Source organism: Acinetobacter sp. YWS30-1, from assembly GCF_033558715.1.
GTDB lineage: Bacteria > Pseudomonadota > Gammaproteobacteria > Pseudomonadales > Moraxellaceae > Acinetobacter.
In genome coordinates this window covers 2418447-2436690 of sequence record NZ_CP114606.1, presented here as the reverse complement: position 1 = coordinate 2436690, position 18244 = coordinate 2418447, and the positions used below count along the sequence as shown (strand labels likewise).

At 43.4% G+C, this 18244-nt stretch carries 18 protein-coding genes and 1 pseudogene; 4 read left to right on the top strand and 15 right to left on the bottom strand.

Annotation, left to right across the window (positions count from 1 at the left end):
- Window positions 1-13 precede the first annotated feature (13 nt).
- The 7 genes from O4M77_RS11490 to O4M77_RS11460 all read right to left on the bottom strand — a co-directional run bounded on the left by O4M77_RS11490 (window position 14) and on the right by O4M77_RS11460 (window position 4620).
- Window positions 14-460 (bottom strand): DUF2147 domain-containing protein, encoded by a 447-nt coding sequence (locus O4M77_RS11490; RefSeq protein ID WP_180034242.1) that lies wholly within the window; start codon window positions 458-460, stop codon window positions 14-16.
- 140 nt (window positions 461-600) lie between these two features.
- Window positions 601-1050, bottom strand: coding sequence for a DUF2147 domain-containing protein (locus tag O4M77_RS11485; RefSeq protein ID WP_005237150.1), 450 nt, complete (start codon window positions 1048-1050; stop codon window positions 601-603).
- Between the two features lie 397 nt (window positions 1051-1447).
- Complete coding sequence (locus O4M77_RS11480; RefSeq protein ID WP_004785231.1) at window positions 1448-1894, bottom strand: DUF2147 domain-containing protein; 447 nt, start codon at window positions 1892-1894, stop codon at window positions 1448-1450.
- 87 nt (window positions 1895-1981) lie between these two features.
- On the bottom strand, window positions 1982-2656 hold the full coding sequence (locus O4M77_RS11475) for an LrgB family protein (RefSeq protein WP_323713481.1): 675 nt from the start codon (window positions 2654-2656) through the stop codon (window positions 1982-1984).
- A 9-nt stretch (window positions 2657-2665) separates the two neighbouring features.
- Window positions 2666-3037: a hypothetical protein gene (locus O4M77_RS11470; RefSeq protein ID WP_034704120.1), complete on the bottom strand. Its 372-nt coding sequence runs from the start codon at window positions 3035-3037 to the stop codon at window positions 2666-2668.
- Between the two features lie 34 nt (window positions 3038-3071).
- Window positions 3072-4412 (bottom strand): ribosome rescue GTPase HflX, encoded by a 1341-nt coding sequence (gene hflX, locus O4M77_RS11465; protein WP_180053025.1) that lies wholly within the window; start codon window positions 4410-4412, stop codon window positions 3072-3074.
- A gap of 76 nt (window positions 4413-4488) precedes the next feature.
- A complete protein-coding gene (locus O4M77_RS11460; RefSeq protein WP_004785224.1) occupies window positions 4489-4620 on the bottom strand; it encodes a hypothetical protein in 132 nt (43 codons plus the stop codon).
- 189 nt (window positions 4621-4809) lie between these two features.
- On the opposite strand from O4M77_RS11460, the gene O4M77_RS11455 reads away from it, so the two are divergent.
- A complete protein-coding gene (locus tag O4M77_RS11455; RefSeq protein WP_323713480.1) occupies window positions 4810-5619 on the top strand; it encodes a lysophospholipid acyltransferase family protein in 810 nt (269 codons plus the stop codon).
- 35 nt (window positions 5620-5654) lie between these two features.
- Here O4M77_RS11455 and O4M77_RS11450 read toward each other — a convergent pair whose 3' ends face one another.
- Window positions 5655-7289 carry a phospholipase D family protein gene (locus tag O4M77_RS11450; RefSeq protein WP_323713479.1) on the bottom strand — a complete coding sequence of 545 codons (1635 nt, stop codon included), beginning with the start codon at window positions 7287-7289 and terminating at the stop codon, window positions 5655-5657.
- A gap of 101 nt (window positions 7290-7390) precedes the next feature.
- Here O4M77_RS11450 and O4M77_RS11445 point away from each other — a divergent pair, with 101 nt between their 5' ends.
- On the top strand, window positions 7391-8401 hold the full coding sequence (locus tag O4M77_RS11445) for a metallophosphoesterase (RefSeq protein WP_179993349.1): 1011 nt from the start codon (window positions 7391-7393) through the stop codon (window positions 8399-8401).
- Window positions 8402-8422: 21 nt separating this feature from the next.
- Here the strand turns inward: O4M77_RS11445 and O4M77_RS11440 are convergent, their stop codons facing one another.
- The 3 genes from O4M77_RS11440 to trhA form a co-directional block, all read right to left on the bottom strand.
- Window positions 8423-8836 (bottom strand): hypothetical protein, encoded by a 414-nt coding sequence (locus tag O4M77_RS11440; protein WP_323713478.1) that lies wholly within the window; start codon window positions 8834-8836, stop codon window positions 8423-8425.
- A gap of 144 nt (window positions 8837-8980) precedes the next feature.
- Complete coding sequence (locus O4M77_RS11435; RefSeq protein WP_323713477.1) at window positions 8981-10297, bottom strand: MFS transporter; 1317 nt, start codon at window positions 10295-10297, stop codon at window positions 8981-8983.
- Window positions 10298-10439: 142 nt separating this feature from the next.
- Window positions 10440-11084: a PAQR family membrane homeostasis protein TrhA gene (gene trhA / locus O4M77_RS11430; RefSeq protein ID WP_159123667.1), complete on the bottom strand. Its 645-nt coding sequence runs from the start codon at window positions 11082-11084 to the stop codon at window positions 10440-10442.
- A gap of 101 nt (window positions 11085-11185) precedes the next feature.
- Between trhA and O4M77_RS11425 the strand changes: the two genes are divergently transcribed.
- Together O4M77_RS11425 and O4M77_RS11420 are read left to right on the top strand one after the other, a co-directional pair.
- On the top strand, window positions 11186-12406 hold the full coding sequence (locus O4M77_RS11425; protein ID WP_323713476.1) for an SAM-dependent methyltransferase: 1221 nt from the start codon (window positions 11186-11188) through the stop codon (window positions 12404-12406).
- Window positions 12400-12837 (top strand): GNAT family N-acetyltransferase, encoded by a 438-nt coding sequence (locus tag O4M77_RS11420; RefSeq protein ID WP_323713475.1) that lies wholly within the window; start codon window positions 12400-12402, stop codon window positions 12835-12837. Before O4M77_RS11425 ends, O4M77_RS11420 begins: the two co-directional genes overlap by 7 nt.
- A gap of 53 nt (window positions 12838-12890) precedes the next feature.
- On the opposite strand, the gene O4M77_RS11415 is transcribed toward O4M77_RS11420, so the two are convergent.
- From O4M77_RS11415 to O4M77_RS11400, 4 genes and pseudogenes are all read right to left on the bottom strand, one after another.
- Window positions 12891-13244: a hypothetical protein gene (locus O4M77_RS11415; protein WP_034705429.1), complete on the bottom strand. Its 354-nt coding sequence runs from the start codon at window positions 13242-13244 to the stop codon at window positions 12891-12893.
- Between the two features lie 161 nt (window positions 13245-13405).
- Entirely contained in the window at window positions 13406-14557 is a 1152-nt protein-coding gene (locus tag O4M77_RS11410; RefSeq protein WP_323713474.1) for an IS4-like element ISAbe18 family transposase, read from the bottom strand.
- A 129-nt stretch (window positions 14558-14686) separates the two neighbouring features.
- Window positions 14687-16820, bottom strand: a pseudogene (locus O4M77_RS11405) (3-hydroxyacyl-CoA dehydrogenase NAD-binding domain-containing protein).
- 10 nt (window positions 16821-16830) lie between these two features.
- Complete coding sequence (locus O4M77_RS11400) at window positions 16831-18036, bottom strand: acetyl-CoA C-acetyltransferase (protein WP_323713473.1); 1206 nt, start codon at window positions 18034-18036, stop codon at window positions 16831-16833.
- Window positions 18037-18244: the final 208 nt, after the last annotated feature.

The window sequence follows — 18244 nt, the reverse complement described above, 5'->3', positions numbered from 1 at the left end:
TATGTGCTGATCATTAGTCTGCGCGAATCCAGGTCTGGTTGCGACCCAGAACTGAAACGCCCATACTGGCACGTAGCGTTAAACGCTTGCCGGTATTGTTTAGACGAACCTTGGCATCATAAATTTTACCTGCCAATGGATCAATGACACGACCTTTTTCATAATTTTTGGTGCCTTCAACGTGTTTCAGGCCTTTTAGAATAGTCATGCCTAAAATCGGTTGATCGGTATAAGGGGCTGGACATTTATTACATTTTTCGCGTGGTGTATAACCTGGACGTGGCGTGATTTTCGCAATCTTGCCTGAGTAAGTATTATTTGCTTCTTTTTCGATGACAATGATGGCTTTTGCTGCTCCAGTTTTATCATCAATTTGTTGCCAGGTTCCGCTAATATCTTGAGCCCACAGGTTCATCATGAATCCTGTAGTCAATGTGGCAAGGAATATCTTCTTTAACATATCCATCATTCCAAAGAACTTTTCATTATTACCCGCACATGTTAGGAAGATTGCACAAATAGTCAATAAATAATTAAAAACATGGAATTAAATTTATAAAAAAAGCTGCCTGTTTGGCAGCTTTGAGAAAAAGTGTGAACTTATTCCTGACGAATCCAGGTTTGGCTACGACCCAGAGCAGATACACCCACATAACCGCGTAGGGTTAAACGTTTGCCGTTGCTGCTCAGACGAACCTTGGCATCGTAAATTTTACCTGTCAATGGATCAATCACACGACCTTTTTCATAATTCACGCTATCACCGACCTGTTTTAAACCTGTCAGTACGTCCATCCCCAGGATCGGCTGATTGGTATAAGGAGCAGGACATTTATTACAGGTTTTTTGTGGGGTATAACCTGGACGAGGCGTTACTTTGACAATTTTGCCGGCATAAGTACCATTGCTGTCCTGACGGATTTCAATCAGTGCTTTGGGTGAACCAGTCTTATCATCGATTTGTTGCCATGTCCCGGTCAAGTCTTGTGCATAAATGGTCCCAGTCATGAATGTAGCAATGAGCATTAATCCTAATTTAGATTTATTCATTTATATTTATCCTTTTTTCATAGATGAAACAAACTATCCCAAACACAAGCGTGTGGTTTTTTAATTTTGGTTGATTTTAGAGTAATGAGCGTTGCAGATTGCTCGATCAATCTGCTTTAACCCTGTTGATTCCCCATGACAGAAATATGCCGATGTTAATTGCTTTGTGGCTGAATTTTCAGTAAAAGCAGAGAAATTCAGTAAGATCTTTAACATGGTAATGTCTTGCATTCTATCTCCTTATATTGCCCATCAAAATCCGTTTGATGCTAAGCCTGTTAAAGCAAATGAATCTAATATTTATATGCATGTTTTATATTGTATAAAAAAAGCATCTGTCTAATATTGATACAACTTAATGCATGAAAATGCAAGCTTCTGTGCACTAAGTCATGAATTAATCTTGTTTAATCCAAGTCTGGCTGCGTCCTAAGGCTGAAACACCCACATAACCACGTAGGGTTAGACGTTTGCCATTGGCACTTAATTTAGCTTTGGTGTTATAAATATTGCCAGATAAAGGGTCAATCAGTTTGCCCTGAGAGAAATTATTATTACCTGCATCTTTTAAGCCGGTGAGTACATCCAGACCAAGAATCGGTTTATTGGTATAAGGTGCAGGACAGGAAACACAGGTTTCGCGTGGTGTGTAGCCAGGACGAGGCGTGATCTTGGTAATTTTGGCAGTATAAACACCATTTGAAGTTTCACGAATTTCCAGAATTGCTTTAGCTGATCCTGTTTTATCGTCAATACTTCTCCAGGTACCTGAAATATCGGAAGCGAAAGCCAGATGACTGAAAAAGGTCAGGGCTAAAACGGATAATAATTGAACCTTTTTCATAGGTCTGTTCCTGAGTGAAAAATTCTTTATTTCCCTATAGTAAGAATAGTTTCATTCAGAAACAAACGTTAAATATTGATTGATGAGTCACATTTTTTGCAGATAAAGTATAAAAGTTGGCAACCAGATCGCAGTAAAAACGGCATTCACTGCCATGCCAAACGTAGCATAACGTCCGGCAACACTGCCACGCTGCCAGGCTTGAGCTGTACCAATCGCATGTGCTGCTAGACCTAGAGCCAGACCTGAAGCACGCTCATCATTGATATGTCGTAAAATAAATGGTGAAAATGCTGCACCAATTACGCCAGACAAAATGACGATCAGAATGGCCAGACTAACAGGTGCCTCCAGTAAGGTCGCAATATTAATTGCAATTGGTGTCGTGACTGCACGGGTGGCAAAGGCCATGATGTCGCCAGAAGACATATGTAGTAAATAGGCGAGACCCATCGGTAAGGCGACCGCACTGATACTGGCAAAAACCAGAATTCCGACAATAGCTTTCAGTGGCAGGTCATCATAACGCATGGCGGCTAGCGGAATCGCCAGTGCAACTGTGACATAACCAAGCAAATGGTTAAACAGTGGATTGACCTCATCCATATAATGCTCATAAGGAATACCCAGCACCAATAAAATCACCAGCACTAGGAACATGCTAAACACAATCACAGGAATTTGCGGAATAATACGATTGCAGGGTTTGGCAAGCAGATAAGCAATTAAGGTAATCGCAAAGCCATAAAGAACAGAAAACATGTGCGACTCCTATAACCAGCGTTTTGCCATTTTGGCGTAGATCCAAAGAGGGAGCAGAGTACTCAGGCATAACACCAGCATAAAGGCCGGAATTTTTTGTCCCATATGCATCAACATAATTAGCGCGCCTGCACTAATCGGTAAAAAAGCGAAGGCACTTTCTTTCATCAGCTTGTTATTAGTATCCACCAGACGCGCTGGAATTTTGCCAAAATAGCGCCAGGCAAATAAGGTGACTAGCAGGCTGATGAGTCCGACCAGGTTGCCCAATTCAGGATGATCTAGCTGGGTCATTAGCCAGACTGAAGCTTCACGAAATACAATAATTAAGAGGAGAGTGCTGATCCATGCTGGCCAGTCAATATGTTTTATCCAGTTCATTGGTGATGTCATTTAAAAGTTTACTTATCAAGTTTTACTCGATCTTACGCTGGATTTCAAACTCTTCAAGTGGACGCTGGAATTGAAGTGCTTGAGATCCCAGAATTTCTTCTATCGGTAAATGAGCCTGTTTGATCAACTGTTCCAGCTTCGGAGGTGCAATCCGTACATCGATATGTAACTGACCTTCATCATCATAATGTTCAGACTGAATCACGTTCAGCGCATAAAGTTGATTGCGCAGTTTGCCATAGGCAGGTTTCAATACCAGTTCAAAGTGCTGAATCTGACCCATTAATGCTTCATGCACGGCTTTGCGTAACAGATCCAGACCTTCACCACTATGTGCTGAAACATAGACCCGTTCAGGCTGACCGGGCTGGCGATAAATGATTTTGGCATCTTCACCGCTACAGTCGATTTTATTATAAACTCGTAACACCGGGACGTCGGCACCAATTTCCTTGAGCACCTTTTCAACGGCTTCAATTTGTTCAAGCATTTCCGGACTGCTGGAATCAATCACATGCAAAAGCAGGGTGGCTTCAACGGTTTCTTCCAGTGTGGCTTTAAAAGATTCGACCAGTGAATGCGAAAGATTACGCACAAAGCCTACCGTATCTGCCAGTACCAGATTACCGACGCCGTCCCATTGCAGGCGTCTTAAAGTTGGATCCAGAGTCGCAAATAGTTGGTCTGCTGCATAAACATCGCTATCGGCCAGAATATTGAATAAGGTAGATTTTCCCGCATTGGTATAACCTACTAAAGACACGGTTGGAACAGCCGCTTTTTGCCGAGCAACACGGCCCTGAATACGGGTTTGACGGACTTTTTCTATTTTGGTTTTAAGCTGTCCCATGCGGATACGCAATAAACGGCGATCTGTTTCTAGCAGGGTTTCACCCGGACCACGCAGACCGATCCCGCCTTTCTGGCTATCCAGATTGGTACGACTACGAACCAGTCGTGAAGACAGATGCTGTAATTGTGCCAGTTCAACTTGCAGTTTACCTTCATAGGTACGGGCACGCTGTGCAAAAATATCGAGGATGAGTTCGGTACGATCAACCACCCGGCAATGCACCACATTTTCAAGGTTACGTGCTTGGGCAGGTGTCAGCGCATGATCGAAGATGACCAGATTGGCATCCAATTCTTTGACCCGTTCAGCAATTTCTTCTGCTTTTCCTGAACCCACAAAAAATTTGGCATCCGGTTTTAAGCGTTGAACAAAGAGATGTTCCAGAATTTCGGCATTTGCAGATTGAGCTAACAGATGAAACTCTTCAGCATCAAGGTCATCCAGCATTTGTACGCTCACACTGACCAGTATGACGCGTTCTTTTCCCTGATGTTGCTCAAAATATTCCACTCAGGCCAATCTCCAGTTGAAAACTTCATTTTAGTTGAAAATGAACTTTACAGATACTGAAATAGCAGGCTTTGTTTTAGAGTGCCGTGACAAACAGTTGTGCAAGTGTTACGAGCAGCGCCGTATATAACAGGGTACCCCCCAAGATATAGCTCAATACTTTTAAGGGCCGAATCATCTCAGCTGATTTCACTGTTTCATCTTGCATGATGAGCATCCTTTTTAATCTAATATTTCGATTGATTTATTTTATTTAATTCATTTAATGAATTTAAATTGAAAATATAGATGTACTTGGTCGTTTTTTATTATCAATGCAAGTTGGACATGAACAGTATAAAATGGGTTTAATTCGTGGATATTCCCTGTATCTTGTTTAGGATTTAGTGATCTTTTTATGAACTCGACTGTACAAAATCAATCACCTGAGATACAAGGTTTTGCAAAATTCTTTCTTTATACAAGAAAAACGACTTCTGCATTAGCAGCCATCAGCCAGGGGTTTTATCTGGTTTACCGTCATGGTTTGTATAAAGATCCGAATAATCCGAACAATACCCGATATGTGCAGTATTTCTGTCGCCAGTTGTGCAAGGTATTTAATATTGAGGTTCAGGTCCATGGCGTGATTCCACGTGAGCCGGCATTATGGGTGAGCAATCATGTGTCCTGGCTGGATATCGCCGTTTTGGGTTCAGGCGCGCGAGTGTTTTTTCTGGCCAAAGCTGAAATTGAAAATTGGCCAATTCTAGGCAAGCTGGCTAAAGGTGGTGGCACCTTATTTATCAAGCGTGGTTCAGGAGATTCGGTCAGAATCCGTGAACAGATTACCGGCTTCCTGAAACAGAATATTCCAGTCCTGTTTTTTCCTGAAGCGACCACATCTGATGGACGCTCAATTAAAAAAATTTATGGACGTATTCTGGGTGCAGCGATTGAAGCGCAACGTCCGGTACAAATCTGTCTGATCTGTTATGTGAATCAGCAGGGTGAACTGGATATGGTGGCGCCTTTTATTGGGAACATCAGTTTTGCCAAACATGTACAGAATGTTCTGGAAATGCCTAAAGTGACAGCTCATCTGATGGCCTTACCAGCAATTTCGACTGAAGGGCATACAGTAGAAAGCCTGACTGCATTAGTACATGAAAATATGCTAGAAGGTTTGCAAAGGTTACAAATCAAAGTATTAAAAAAGCCTCATTAAGAGGCTTTTTTATTAGAAATACTCAGAGATATTCATTACATAAAACCTTCGATCGGGAGTATCGACAGGAATTTTATTGAGGCTTTTTGATACCACTTCATTCCTGGCTCTTTTTTAAAGGTCTTTGTTTCACCTTTGGCATTGCGGATTTTCCAGTTAATGTTCTGGTTGGCATCCAGAACCAACTTATAGGCATACTTGCTTAAATTCTTGTCCATGGTTTCGTGTACCGCACGGGCCAGATTAGGACTATTTAGCAATACGCCAATTTCAGTATTCAAATAAGCTGAGCGTGGATCGAAATTAAAAGAACCAATAAATACCTGTTTCTGGTCAATGGCCATCAATTTGGCATGCAGGCTGGAACGGCTCAGGCCTTTTAAGCTGACCTTCGCTTTTTGTGCCAGCTCTTCAGTATTGGCATTCAGGTTGTCGGCATCTGGCGCGGCCAAAAACTCGTAAAGTTTTACATCATTTTCTAGCAATTCCTGACGATATTTAGCATAAAAGGCATGGACCAGCGGCACGTCATTGGCCTTATAAGAATTGGTCAGTACTCGAACTTTGACATCTTCTGAAGCCAATTTCTTGAGACGTTCTGCACCCTGTTTTTCCGGTACAAAATAGGCCGACACGATATCCACACTTTCTTCCGGTTTTTCCAGATGCTGTAATAACTGGAAGTTCAAGTGATCTTCAGTCTTAGCCTTTGACTTGATTTTACTTGGTGGATCTTTGACGACTTCAGCTTCTACCCAATCAAGTTGAATGTTGTGTTCCAGCCATTTATCGAAAGCCTGTGAACGATTGGCCAGATTCAGGTAGTTCTGGATTGCAGTATCATGGCTATATTCTTCCAGCTGCTGTTTCAGGCTCGGGTAGCGTAGCGTATGATGACGAGGATTAACAATCTGCCGAACCGGATAGGCATAATCATCATTCCAGTATTCATCAAAAGAATGAATGATTTCGTCAGAAGCGGCACCGACCAGCATCACATCTACATCAGAGAACTGATAACTGTCACTGACGTTATAATACTGGCTACTCATATTACGGCCACCAATCAGGGCAATCTGGTTATCGGCAATAAAGCTTTTGTTGTGCATGCGGCGGTTGATCCGTTTTAGATCCAGCAGCATATCCATGGCACGGTATTTACGGAAACGGTAGGGGTTATACAGTTTGACCTCAATATTCTGGTGCTGATCTAGTGCCAGATAAATACCTTCCATTTTCTTGGCATTGTTATCATCCATCAACAAACGGACTTTGACGCCACGGTCTGCTGCCTGAATGAGGGCATGCAGAGCCAGTGCACCAATACGGTCGTTATCCCAGATGTAATATTGCAGATCCAGACTGCGTTCCGCTTTATTAATCAGCTGGATACGTGCAGCGAGTGCTTCGAGCGGATCTGGTAACACGTGATAACCGGTCAGGCCAATATTCTGCCGACGTAAAGGTTCAACAATCTGGGCCAGACTGGTTTGCGAGGTATCCGTTTCAAATGCCATCCGGCTAGGCTGTTCAGTTTGCGGAGGCAGCGTACTGCAAGCAGGAATGCCGAGTACCAGGCTGCAGCTCAGTAAAATGCCAGCTTTATAGCGGTAAGCTTTTGATAAGCCAGAGGGTTTTGAATGAGCGGAAGCGTGGGGAGCATTTACCATAAACATCAAAGACTGAAAAATTTGGATTGAGTATAATTGCCAGCTATGAAAAGATAAATATAAAGCCACTAATCAGCTCCTCGACTCGACAAGGCAAATCTATGTGGGATACCAGTTCCGTACTTTTTTATTTTTATCTAGGCATGGCCATTCTTGCCGTTTGGGCAGTGTATCAGGCCTGGTCGAGTCAGTCTCGTACAGAAACCATTCATCCCTTTAAAGCGTTTTGTCACCTGCTGGCTTTCTATCTGGCCTATTTACTGATTCCGTTGGTGTTCTTCAGTATTTATGCAGGATGGATGGGCTACTATTCGATTCATGAGTCTATTTTTATTTTCGTGATTAGTGCCGTACTCAGTTATGCACGTTTTATCGAGCCGCATTTGATTCGGGTTAAAACCACGCCTTATCAAATCAATCCTCAGCAGAAACTTAAAAAACCGGTACGGATTGCCCTGATTGCAGATTTACATATTGGTCTGTTTTCCGGACATGAGCGCCAGTTAAGACAGATTGTACATAAGCTGAACCATCTGAAACCGGACTTGGTGGTGGTTGCAGGGGACTGGACCTATGAACCTGAAAATAAACTGGCACAGGAATTGGCGGTCTTGAAAGAAATTCATGCGCCGGTATATTCGGTGACAGGGAATCATGATGAACAGTATCCTGGTCCGCCTATTCAGGAATTGCTTCGTTATGCGCTGGAAGTGAATCAGGTTATGGACATTGAAGGGCAGATTGTTGAGTTTGATGAATTCCGTCTGCTCGGGGTAGGGGATCTTTGGGCTGGAAAAACCGATATGCGCGCAATGCCGGATCTGCCTCAAGACAAACCTTGGGTGATTCTGTCACATAATCCAGATACCGTGGATATGGTGCCGAAATTGCCAACACGACCACTGATGCTTTCTGGGCATACGCATGGCGGACAGGTCGAGTTACCTTGGCTGACGGATTATGTGATGAAAAAGGTCTCCATTCTGGGCCATAAAAAAGGTCTATACCGGCATGAACATGCAGATGTATTTGTGACTGTGGGAACGGGTATGGTGGGCGTGCCATTTCGTTTTCGCGTACCACCAACCATTGATATTATCGAATTGGTATAAAAAAGGATTCATTTACTGCTGCTAAAGCAGCAACCAGAGCACAATAATAATCAGTAAAATAATGGCTGCGGTGATCCAGATTTTCTTTTCAATCTCACGGCCGGGTACGCGTTTGCCGACTTGCTGTGCAGCTACCTCAGTATCTTTAGCGATGCTCAGGTTGGGATGATCTGGAACTTCCAAAGGTGTAGTTACCACTGGAATATTTTCATCTGCATCATCAGTGAACCGTGGGCCAATATTGCCTTTATTGTCTCGATTCAGCGCCAGATCATGTTCACGGACAATTTCATCAATGACCTGTATCGCCTGTGATTCATCTAAAGCTGTATGCGTCCGGATATAGCGAATGGCTTCTAGTTTTTTATCATCCTCTAGCAGAATCACAATATCTACCAGCTGTTCTTGAGTAAGTTGCTCAATAAGATCCTGCATCACTCTGCCTCATTCTCTGGCTTTATTTATTTGATTGTTCCCGAAATATCAGCAAAGAAGTAGCAAGTTTTTGTTGTGAAATCATAAAAAAAAGCCAGCGTGAACTGCTGGCTTTGATTGAGATGACTTAATTTGTCATGATCCTTAGATCTGATTGTTTACATCATCATTTTTAGTTTCACGGATCAGCAAGAATGCAAGCAATGACAGGATAGATGCTGCTGTGAGGTAATAACCTACTGCAGACAAGCCATAAGTTGTTGCCAGTTTGGTTGCAATCAATGGCGCGAAAGATGCACCAAAAATACCCGCCAGGTTAAAGGTCAGTGCAGAACCGGTATAACGTACTGAAGTCGGGAAGATTTCAGACAATACAGTACCAATCGGACCATAAGTTAGACCCATGATCGCTAGGCCGATACATAAGAAGAAGAACACAACCAGCGTACTGCCTGATTCAAGCATATCGGCAAAGAAGATACCGAAAATAGCAGAGACCACACATACCGCGATTGAAGTTGTCTTACGACCGAATTTTTCCGCAAGTACTGCTGAAAGTGGAATAAATGCAGCAAAGCACAAAGTTGCAACTAATTGCAATTGAAGGAATTCTTCACGTGTATAGCCGAGCTGTTTAGTACCCCATTGCAATGCGAATACAGTCGTCAGGTAGAACACCACGAATGTACAGATCGCAGCGATGGTACCCAATACCAGCATTTTAGAATGCTTTTTGAATACTTCGAAGAAGGGTACATTCACTTCTTTCTGCTTTTTCAACACGTTCTGGAATGCAGGGGTTTCATGCAATTTCAAGCGAATCCATAAACCTATAATCACCAGTAGCGCACTAGAGATAAATGGAATACGCCAGCCCCATTGCATGAACTCTGCTTCAGACATGAATGCGCCAAGCGTCAAGAATGAACCTGTTGCCAGAATGAAGCCAATTGGTGCACCAAGTTGCGGGAACATACCATACCAGGCACGTTTGCCTTCTGGCGCATTTTCAGTTGCCAGTAGAACCGCACCTGACCATTCACCACCCAAACCAAGACCTTGGCCTAAACGGCAAAGGGCCAGCAATAATGGCGCAGCAATACCGATTTGTGCATAAGTTGGCAATAAACCAATGGCAACGGTAGAAAGGCCCATGGTCAACAAGGCCGCGACCAGTGTCGCTTTACGTCCGATCCGGTCTCCCAGATGACCAAAGAGTGCAGCACCGATTGGACGGGCAATAAAGGCAATCGCAAAGGTTGCCAGCGACTGAATAGTCGCAGTCATAGGATCTGTACTTGTAGGGAAGAACAGATAAGGGAAGATAATAACGGCAGCTGTGGCATAAATATAGAAATCGAAGAATTCGATTGTAGTGCCCACTAAACTTGCTGTTAAAACACGAAATTTTGAATTGGTTGCTGTAGTTTCTGTTACAACGATAGAATCTGAAGACGCCATGAATAACCTTACACTTACTAAAAATAAAAAACTTAGTTTTAAAAGCGTAATCTTTTTAAAAAAGGCGTAATTTTTTAAAAAAACAACTGCAATCTTCTCGTTTCAACTCGCTCAGGGTCACTGAAATGGAGAAATGAGATGATTAAATCACGTAAAGATAAATAGACAGAAAATGTGATCCTGCGCCTATCAATACAAAAATGTGCCAGATAGCGTGGGTATATCTTACTCTTTTTAAAGCGTAAAACAATGCACCTACAGTGTATGCTAAGCCACCAATGATCAGAAAGGTTAAAGATTGAGCACTTAAGTGCTGCTGCATATCGTCCATAACCAGTAATGCCAGCCATCCCATGACCAGATAAGCGACCAAAGAAAGTTTCTGGAAACGGTTGATGAAAATGAACTTGAATAGTGTTCCCAGTACAGCAATCACCCATAAGGCAATCAGTAAATACTGGGCTTTGGCTGTTGGAATCGCAATCGACAGAAACGGGGTATAGGTACCTGCAATCAGGTAATAAATTGCCGTATGATCAACTTTTTTGTAAAAATAGCGTCGGTCTGCAGCCGTAGACATATGGTAGAGCATCGAAGCGGAAAAAAGCAGAATCATGCTGAAAGCATAGACCCAAAGGCCAATCCATTGTCCGGCACTCAAATAAGAGCCTTTAATAATCAATAAAATACCGGCAATTAAAGCCAGTGCAGCACCGAGGCCATGACTAATATAATTAATCCGTTCCTCATTGTGATCATAATCTGGAACTAGGGGAGCATTCTGCATGGTTGTCATTCTTTTTAAATATACACTTGTATAATAATTCAATTTTGCTTTTAAGTTAAGAACAATTAAACTTGAGCAGCAATTCATATCAGGTTTTTCTTATGTCGCCATCGACTTCTCTCTCGGTTCAGGAACAACAATTCTTGGAGGCTTTTCAGCAAGCCTTTGAAACTGATCATTTTGATCGTCTGATTTTGAGTCAGTATAAAGGTGAACTTGAACAATTGGAGAAAATGACCTTTAGAGTCATTTCGCTCAATGAACAGAAGGTTTTGAGCTGTGTCTATCGATACAAGACTCAGGATGTCACCAAAAACTATCCTTTGAATGAAGCCTTGACTCAAGTAACGGAATTATTGGCCTGTTGCAAGCAAGCTAACCTGTTTACCGATCAGGAAGAATTGCAGCTGAAGAAAAACAAGAAAAAGGCCATGCTGACACGAAGTAAAGCTAAACCTGCCTCTACAAAGTCAAAAGCCGAGCAGGGCCATGACCGGGTTAAACAGCGTTATGTCGATCAGGACAGTGTATTCCTACAGCATTTAGGAATCACCGATCAGCAAGGCCAGATCATTCCGAGCATGGCGCGTAAGTGGAAACAGATTAATAAATTTGTCGAGATTTTCTCAGGCGCACTGGCACAAATCCAGCCACAGGAACAAGGATTACGTATCGTTGATTTTGGTTCAGGTAAGGGATATTTAACCTGTGCGCTGTATGACTATATGCAAAAACATGGCCAGACGCCGTATGTCACTGGCGTAGAGCTGAATCCCAAAATGGTCGAGTTCTGTCAGAATGTTGCACAGCAATCCGGTTTTAGCCAGCTGGATTTCTTCCAGGGCGATGTGCGTACCTATGAACCGGAACGTCTCGATGTGATGATCGCTCTGCATGCCTGTGCTGTGGCGACCGATTTTGCAATCCATAGCGGTATTCGCTTGAATGCACAGATCATCATGTGTGCTCCATGCTGTCATAAAGAGTTAAGACCGCAATTACAGAGTCCGAAAGTGCTGTCACCAATGTTGCAGTTTGGCATCCATGCTGGGCAGCAAGCCGAAATGCTGACGGATACCATTCGTGCCTTATTGCTTAAGGCGTATGGGTATGAAACCAAGGTCTTTGAATTTGTGGCCCTAGAACACACCAGTAAAAATAAAATGATTCTGGCGACCAAGCGGAAGGATTATGAACAGCCCGATCAGGCTGTTCTCGCCCAGATTCAGGTATTAAAAGAGATGTATGGAATTCAAAAACATTCACTGGAATTGTTATTGAATAACCAGTGGGATCAGCAGGGAATTGGTTCTAAATGCTAGACAATCACAATCTTAAGATCGTGTCAGGCAGCTGGGATGAGTTAGCCCAAGATGCCAGAGTGATACGTGAAGCCGTTTTTATTCAGGAACAGCAAATTGCTCCTGAAGATGAATGGGATGTGGAGGATGCAATCTCTACGCATTTTGTGGCTTATTTACAGGATCAAGCCGTGGCGACTGCACGCTTATTAAAGAATCACAGTATTGGTCGCGTAGCTGTATTACAGTCGGCACGTGGTACGGGTATTGGCCAAAAGATCATGCAGGCTGTGATTGATCAGGCCAAGGCAGAGCAACGTGAATTCCTAAAGCTTTCTTCACAGGTACATGCGATTGGCTTTTATCAGAACTTGGGTTTTGACGTGCAGGGTGAAGAATATCTGGATTGTGGCATTCCACATATAGATATGTATCTCAGCTTAAAAGACTAAAAAATAAAAAAGCGAGGAAAACCTCGCTTTTTTAAATTTGATCTTGGAACTGCTTAGTGGCCATGAGTGGTATTTTCGTCATGGCTAGCATTGTCCATCTGTGCATGTTCTTCAGCAGACATATTGTGCTCTTCCACGCTCGTCTCATGAGTCTGATGAGATGAAGAGGTCGCCTGACGAGCTTCACGGTCAGCCTGTGCTTTGGCTAAAGCTTCTGGAGACATCGCAGGTGCATTCTTAAAAGCATGCTGCTGGGTATTTTCTTTCTTTTGCTGGCTTGGCATGTAGTCTGGTTCATTGCTGACCGCAAGCCAGAAAAACAACATGAATAATCCACCTAAAATACAGAAGATAATCAGTGCTTTCCAACCCCAAGGTGATTTTTCAGGTGAACTGTGATCAGTCATATGCATGTACCCATCGTGGATGTCTAACTCATGTAACTTTATAACATAAATTGCCTGGAAAGCAGATCAAAATGTGTCATTTAGAGAGAATATCAGGCTTAGAAATTCTATGGTGTTGAAATAAAAAAGAGGAGTTAAGCTCATTGCTGTCCCACAATTTTTCACAAGAAGAAGCTCAAATGAGCTTCCTCTTGTTTTATGGGTATTTTATCGGGTGAAAATAAAGCTTTTAAAGTTCTTCTTTCAAACAAATTCACTTGAATTATTCTGAGTAAACGTTGAACTGTCCAACCTGTTTTTCCTAAATGTTGAGCGAAACTCACCAATAAATAGGCGATCATCGCAATCCAGATTTGTGTCTGAATTGCGTTCCTGCTGCGGCCTAGAAACGCTTTTAATTTGAGATTCTGCTTAATCGCCTTAAAGAACAGCTCAACTTTCCAACGATCTTTATAAATCACCGCAATGGTGGAGGCGGCTAAATGAAAGTTATTGCTGAGAAAGCTAAAGTGCTTGCCACTTTGCTGATCTCTATATTCAATTCTTCTTAACACTGGGGCTTTTCTTTTTAGGGCATGTGCGCTATTCAGCTGAATGGTTTCATCTTTTAGAATACCTTTGGATTCAAGCACTGGATGTTGCTGGATCACCTGATACACAGATTTAGGCCTAAAACGTGTGACAAATCCAATGTTTTGAGCAGTCAGATTTGCATACCATTGGTAATCGACATAGCCTTTATCAAAAACTACAATGCTGCCAGCAGGAAACTGGAATTTGCGGCCTTGTACCATGTCATTTTCTTTGCCATTTTCAACTGCAACAAACTCAGGAATATCATTGCTGTGATTCAATCCTATACTGAGTTTCATGCTGGCTTTTGAGTCGTGAACTTTGGCCCATTCACATAAGGAAAGCGACAGGTCAATATGACTGGCATCCAAGGAATACAAGGGATTCTTAAAGCGAAATTTATGAGCGACTTTTGAGTGGTCATAGTATTTAAGCAACTTGTAAAATAGCTGTTGATACAAGGCAGCAGGCTGCTGCTCATTGATTCGTGCCAGCGTGCTTCGGGGAATAGACTTTGCTCCGAGATGACTTAGCTTTTCCTGTTGGCACTCCAAATTGGATTGAATATCTCTCAGACTTTGCCTACAAGAGAATTGAGACATCAATATGGCAATAAACTGATCCCACCGGGAAGCCGCTCTAAATTTCTGTCCAACATGGTGTACTTTAGCAAGTTGTTCAAAATCCTGTCGCACAACAGGTTTAATTAGCTCATGAAATACGGTATTCTGATGGGACAAAACCTGAATCCTGGTCGTTAAAGTGTTTGTTTGCACTCATATTTTAACTGTTAGGACTCAGGTTTTTTTATTTAAAGCAAACTATGGGACAGCAGTGGAGTTAAGCTCCTCTTTTTTTAGACTCAGGTTTTAAAAACGCTGACCTTCAGCAACTTTCTGTTTGAGTAACTGTGGCGCTTTGAAACGTTCGCCATATTTACGTTCTAGGATTTCAGCACGATTCAAGGTCTTGGTTAAACCATACTGGTTCAAGAACTGCACTGCACCTCCCGTCCAGGCGGCAAAACCAATTCCAAAGATTGAACCGATATTGGCATCGACCACTGATTCCAGCACACCTTCTTCCAGACAGCGCACAGTATCGAGGGCTTGAACAAACAGGAAGCGGTCTATCATTTCCTGTTCAGAAATATCCACTTCTTTATACCAATGCTCCAAGCCAGACCATAGCTGCTTTTTGCCCCCTTCAGGATAGTCATAAAAACCTGCACCAGCAGCTTTGCCTTTACGGTTAAACTCATGAATCATGGTTTGAATCACGGCATCCGCATCGGTGCTTGGACGTTCTTTGCCTTGTGTAGCCAGAGCCTTACGGCTTTCTGCAGCTACATGCTCAGAAAGCGTCAGAGAGACTTCATCCTGAATAGCAAGTGGTCCGACTGGCATACCGGCTTTCAGCGCAGCCATTTCAATACGAGCTGGATGCACACCTTCGGCAAGCAAACGTAATCCTTCCTGTACAAAGGTGCCAAAGACACGGCTAGTAAAGAAGCCACGGCTGTCATTCACTACAATCGGTAGCTTGCCAATCTGCTGCACATAGTCAAATGCCTTGGCCAGTGTTTCTGCTGAAGTATTTTTCCCCTTAATGATCTCGACCAGTTGCATTTTGTCGACTGGGCTAAAGAAATGCAGACCGATAAAATTTGCCTGATTCTGAGAGGCTTGAGCTAGGTCACTGATGGGTAGAGTTGAGGTATTGGATGCCATTACACCGTTGGCTGATAAATATTGCTCTGCTTCCTGAGTAACTTTGGCTTTGAGTTCCTGATTTTCAAATACTGCTTCAATAATCAGGTCACAACCTGCTAAATCTGCCATGCTCGCAGTAGCATGGATCAGAGCTAAAATCTGGTCACGTTTTTCGGCTGTTAAGCGGCCTTGAGCCACTTTTTTTATCCAGTAATTTCTGGCTATACGCTTTGCCTTTTTCCGCAGCTTCGACCGAAATATCCTTCAGCACCACCTGAATGCCTTTACTGGCAGTGACATAGGCAATACCAGCACCCATCATGCCTGCACCCAAAATACCTACTTTAGTGGCTTTCCATGGCGTAAAGTCTTTAGGACGGCTGGCACCCGACTTGATGGCATTCATGCCATGCCAGAATGTACCGATCATGTTCTTGGAAATCTGGCCGGTAGCGAGATAGGTGAAATAACGCGACTCAATTCTTAGCGCAGTATCGACATCAACCTGAGCACCTTCAACCGCAGCGGAGAGAATAGATTCTGGTGCTGGATAACAACCCTTGGTTTTATCACGCAACATCGCAGGAGCAATGGCCAGCATCTGTGCAACGGCAGGCGAAGAAGGAGAGCCTCCCGGAATTTTGTAGCCTTTTACATCGAAAGGCTGTTGAGATTGCGGATGTTGTTTAATCCAGGCTATAGATTTATCTAGTAACTCATCCAGTGAGTCGGCTGTGTCATGCACCAGTCCCAAAGACTTGGCTTTCTCTACACCGAACTGTTTGCCTTCCATCAGCAAAGGTAAGGCATTTTGCAGGCCTAGCAGACGAACCATGCGGACAATACCGCCACCGCCTGGCAGCAAGCCTAAAGTGACTTCAGGTAAACCAAACTTGGTTTTGGCATCATTCAGCGCAATACGATGATGGGCACATAAAGCAATTTCCCAACCACCGCCTAAGGCTGTACCATTTAAAGCTGCCACTACTGGAATACCACGCGTTTCGATATAACGCAGTTTGGCTTTCATGTCTTCAATCATATTGAAGAATTCGGTGGCATGTTCAGGCGTCGCCTGAATTAACTCATCTAGATCACCGCCAGCAAAGAATGTTTTTTTTGCTGATCGGAAAATAATCCCGGCGATCTGTTCATCTGCTTGTAACTGGGCAACGACTTCTTCCAGAGTCGCGCGAAAGTCGGCATTCATGGTATTGGCGGACTGGTTCGGAGAATCAAAGGTCAGAATGACAATGTGATCTTCAGTTTTTTGATATTGAATTGCGCTCATGCTGATCTCCTTATACCAACTCAATAATGGTTGCGATGCCCATACCACCACCCACACACAGGGTAGCCAGTCCACGTTTCTTACCTTGACGTTCCAGTTCATCCAGTAAAGTGCCTAGAATCATGGCGCCGGTCGCACCGAGTGGATGTCCCATGGCAATGGCACCACCATTAACATTGACTTTGGGAGGATCAACTTTCATTTCATTGATAAAGCGCATCATCACAGCAGCGAAAGCTTCATTGACTTCAAACAGATCGATGTCATCAATGGTGAGTCCAGCTTTGGCTAAAGCCTTACGTGCAGCCGGGGCAGGGCCGGTCAGCATAATGGTTGGATCGGCACCAACCAGTGCCGTTGCCAGTACTTTGGCGCGTGGCTTGAGATTTTGCTGTTGCACTGCCTGTTCGGAGGCAAGTAATACGACTGCTGCACCATCCACAATGCCTGAAGAATTACCCGCATGGTGTACATGGTTTACAGAGCCTACTTCCGGATATTTCTGTAGAGCGATGGCATCAAAGCCTATCTGGCCCATCGTTGCAAAACTTGGCTTTAATGCACTTAAGCCTTCTGCAGTTGTTGTCGGTTTAATGAATTCATCTTTGTCTAGAATCACGACGCCAGCTTTATCTTTCACTGGAATAATAGATTTATCAAAATAACCATTCGCTTGGGCTGCTGCCGCTTTCTTTTGTGATTGCTCGGCGAATTGATCTACATCTGCACGACTATAACCATCAATGGTCGCGATCAGGTCAGCCCCTATGCCTTGTGGAATAAAATCGCAAGCCATATTGGTTTCAGGATCTAATGCCCACGGGCCGCCATCAGAACCCATCGGAACGCGAGACATGGATTCAACACCACCCGCAACGACCAGATCTTCCCAGCCTGAACGAACTTTTTGTGCTGCCAGATTTACAGCTTCCAGACCCGAAGCACAGAAACGGTTGATCTGAACGCCAGCCACATCATTGTCCCAGCCTGCGGCAATTGCAGCAGTTTTGGCAATGTCTGCACCCTGATCACCGATTGGAGTCACACAGCCCAGCACAATATCATCCACCTGAGATGTATCCAGGTTATGGCGATCTTTCAGTTCATTTAAGAGCGTAGTCAGTAAACTAATTGGTTTAACTTCATGTAATGATCCGTCTTTTTTTCCCTTTCCGCGTGGCGTGCGAATGGCATCAATAATATAGGCCTCGCTCATACAATATCCTTTTCTTGCTTTACTGAAATTGTTCTAATGCTTCGAGTGTAATGATTAAATCTTGAAGTGCAATGACGAGAACGGACCAGATCATTTGAACAATTTGGTCAGTCTTGATGGATTAAAAAGCGGGCATAAAAAAGCCCAAGTCTGGAGCTTGGGCTAGGGGCTTGTAGCGCTTAATAAACGATACTTTTCAAGTATACAT

Excerpts from the sequence above, each read along its gene's own strand:
- O4M77_RS11490 (WP_180034242.1), bottom strand. The coding sequence starts at position 460 with ATGTTAAAGAAGATATTCCTTGCCACATTGACTACAGGATTCATGATG.
- O4M77_RS11485 (WP_005237150.1), bottom strand. The coding sequence starts at position 1,050 with ATGAATAAATCTAAATTAGGATTAATGCTCATTGCTACATTCATGACT.
- O4M77_RS11480 (WP_004785231.1), bottom strand. The coding sequence starts at position 1,894 with ATGAAAAAGGTTCAATTATTATCCGTTTTAGCCCTGACCTTTTTCAGT.
- O4M77_RS11475 (WP_323713481.1), bottom strand. The coding sequence starts at position 2,656 with ATGTTTTCTGTTCTTTATGGCTTTGCGATTACCTTAATTGCTTATCTG.
- O4M77_RS11470 (WP_034704120.1), bottom strand. The coding sequence starts at position 3,037 with ATGAACTGGATAAAACATATTGACTGGCCAGCATGGATCAGCACTCTC.
- O4M77_RS11460 (WP_004785224.1), bottom strand. The coding sequence starts at position 4,620 with ATGCAAGATGAAACAGTGAAATCAGCTGAGATGATTCGGCCCTTAAAA.
- O4M77_RS11455 (WP_323713480.1), top strand. The coding sequence starts at position 4,810 with ATGAACTCGACTGTACAAAATCAATCACCTGAGATACAAGGTTTTGCA.
- O4M77_RS11450 (WP_323713479.1), bottom strand. The coding sequence starts at position 7,289 with ATGGTAAATGCTCCCCACGCTTCCGCTCATTCAAAACCCTCTGGCTTA.
- O4M77_RS11445 (WP_179993349.1), top strand. The coding sequence starts at position 7,391 with ATGTGGGATACCAGTTCCGTACTTTTTTATTTTTATCTAGGCATGGCC.
- O4M77_RS11440 (WP_323713478.1), bottom strand. The coding sequence starts at position 8,836 with ATGCAGGATCTTATTGAGCAACTTACTCAAGAACAGCTGGTAGATATT.
- O4M77_RS11435 (WP_323713477.1), bottom strand. The coding sequence starts at position 10,297 with ATGGCGTCTTCAGATTCTATCGTTGTAACAGAAACTACAGCAACCAAT.
- trhA (WP_159123667.1), bottom strand. The coding sequence starts at position 11,084 with ATGCAGAATGCTCCCCTAGTTCCAGATTATGATCACAATGAGGAACGG.
- O4M77_RS11425 (WP_323713476.1), top strand. The coding sequence starts at position 11,186 with ATGTCGCCATCGACTTCTCTCTCGGTTCAGGAACAACAATTCTTGGAG.
- O4M77_RS11420 (WP_323713475.1), top strand. The coding sequence starts at position 12,400 with ATGCTAGACAATCACAATCTTAAGATCGTGTCAGGCAGCTGGGATGAG.
- O4M77_RS11415 (WP_034705429.1), bottom strand. The coding sequence starts at position 13,244 with ATGACTGATCACAGTTCACCTGAAAAATCACCTTGGGGTTGGAAAGCA.
- O4M77_RS11400 (WP_323713473.1), bottom strand. The coding sequence starts at position 18,036 with ATGAGCGAGGCCTATATTATTGATGCCATTCGCACGCCACGCGGAAAG.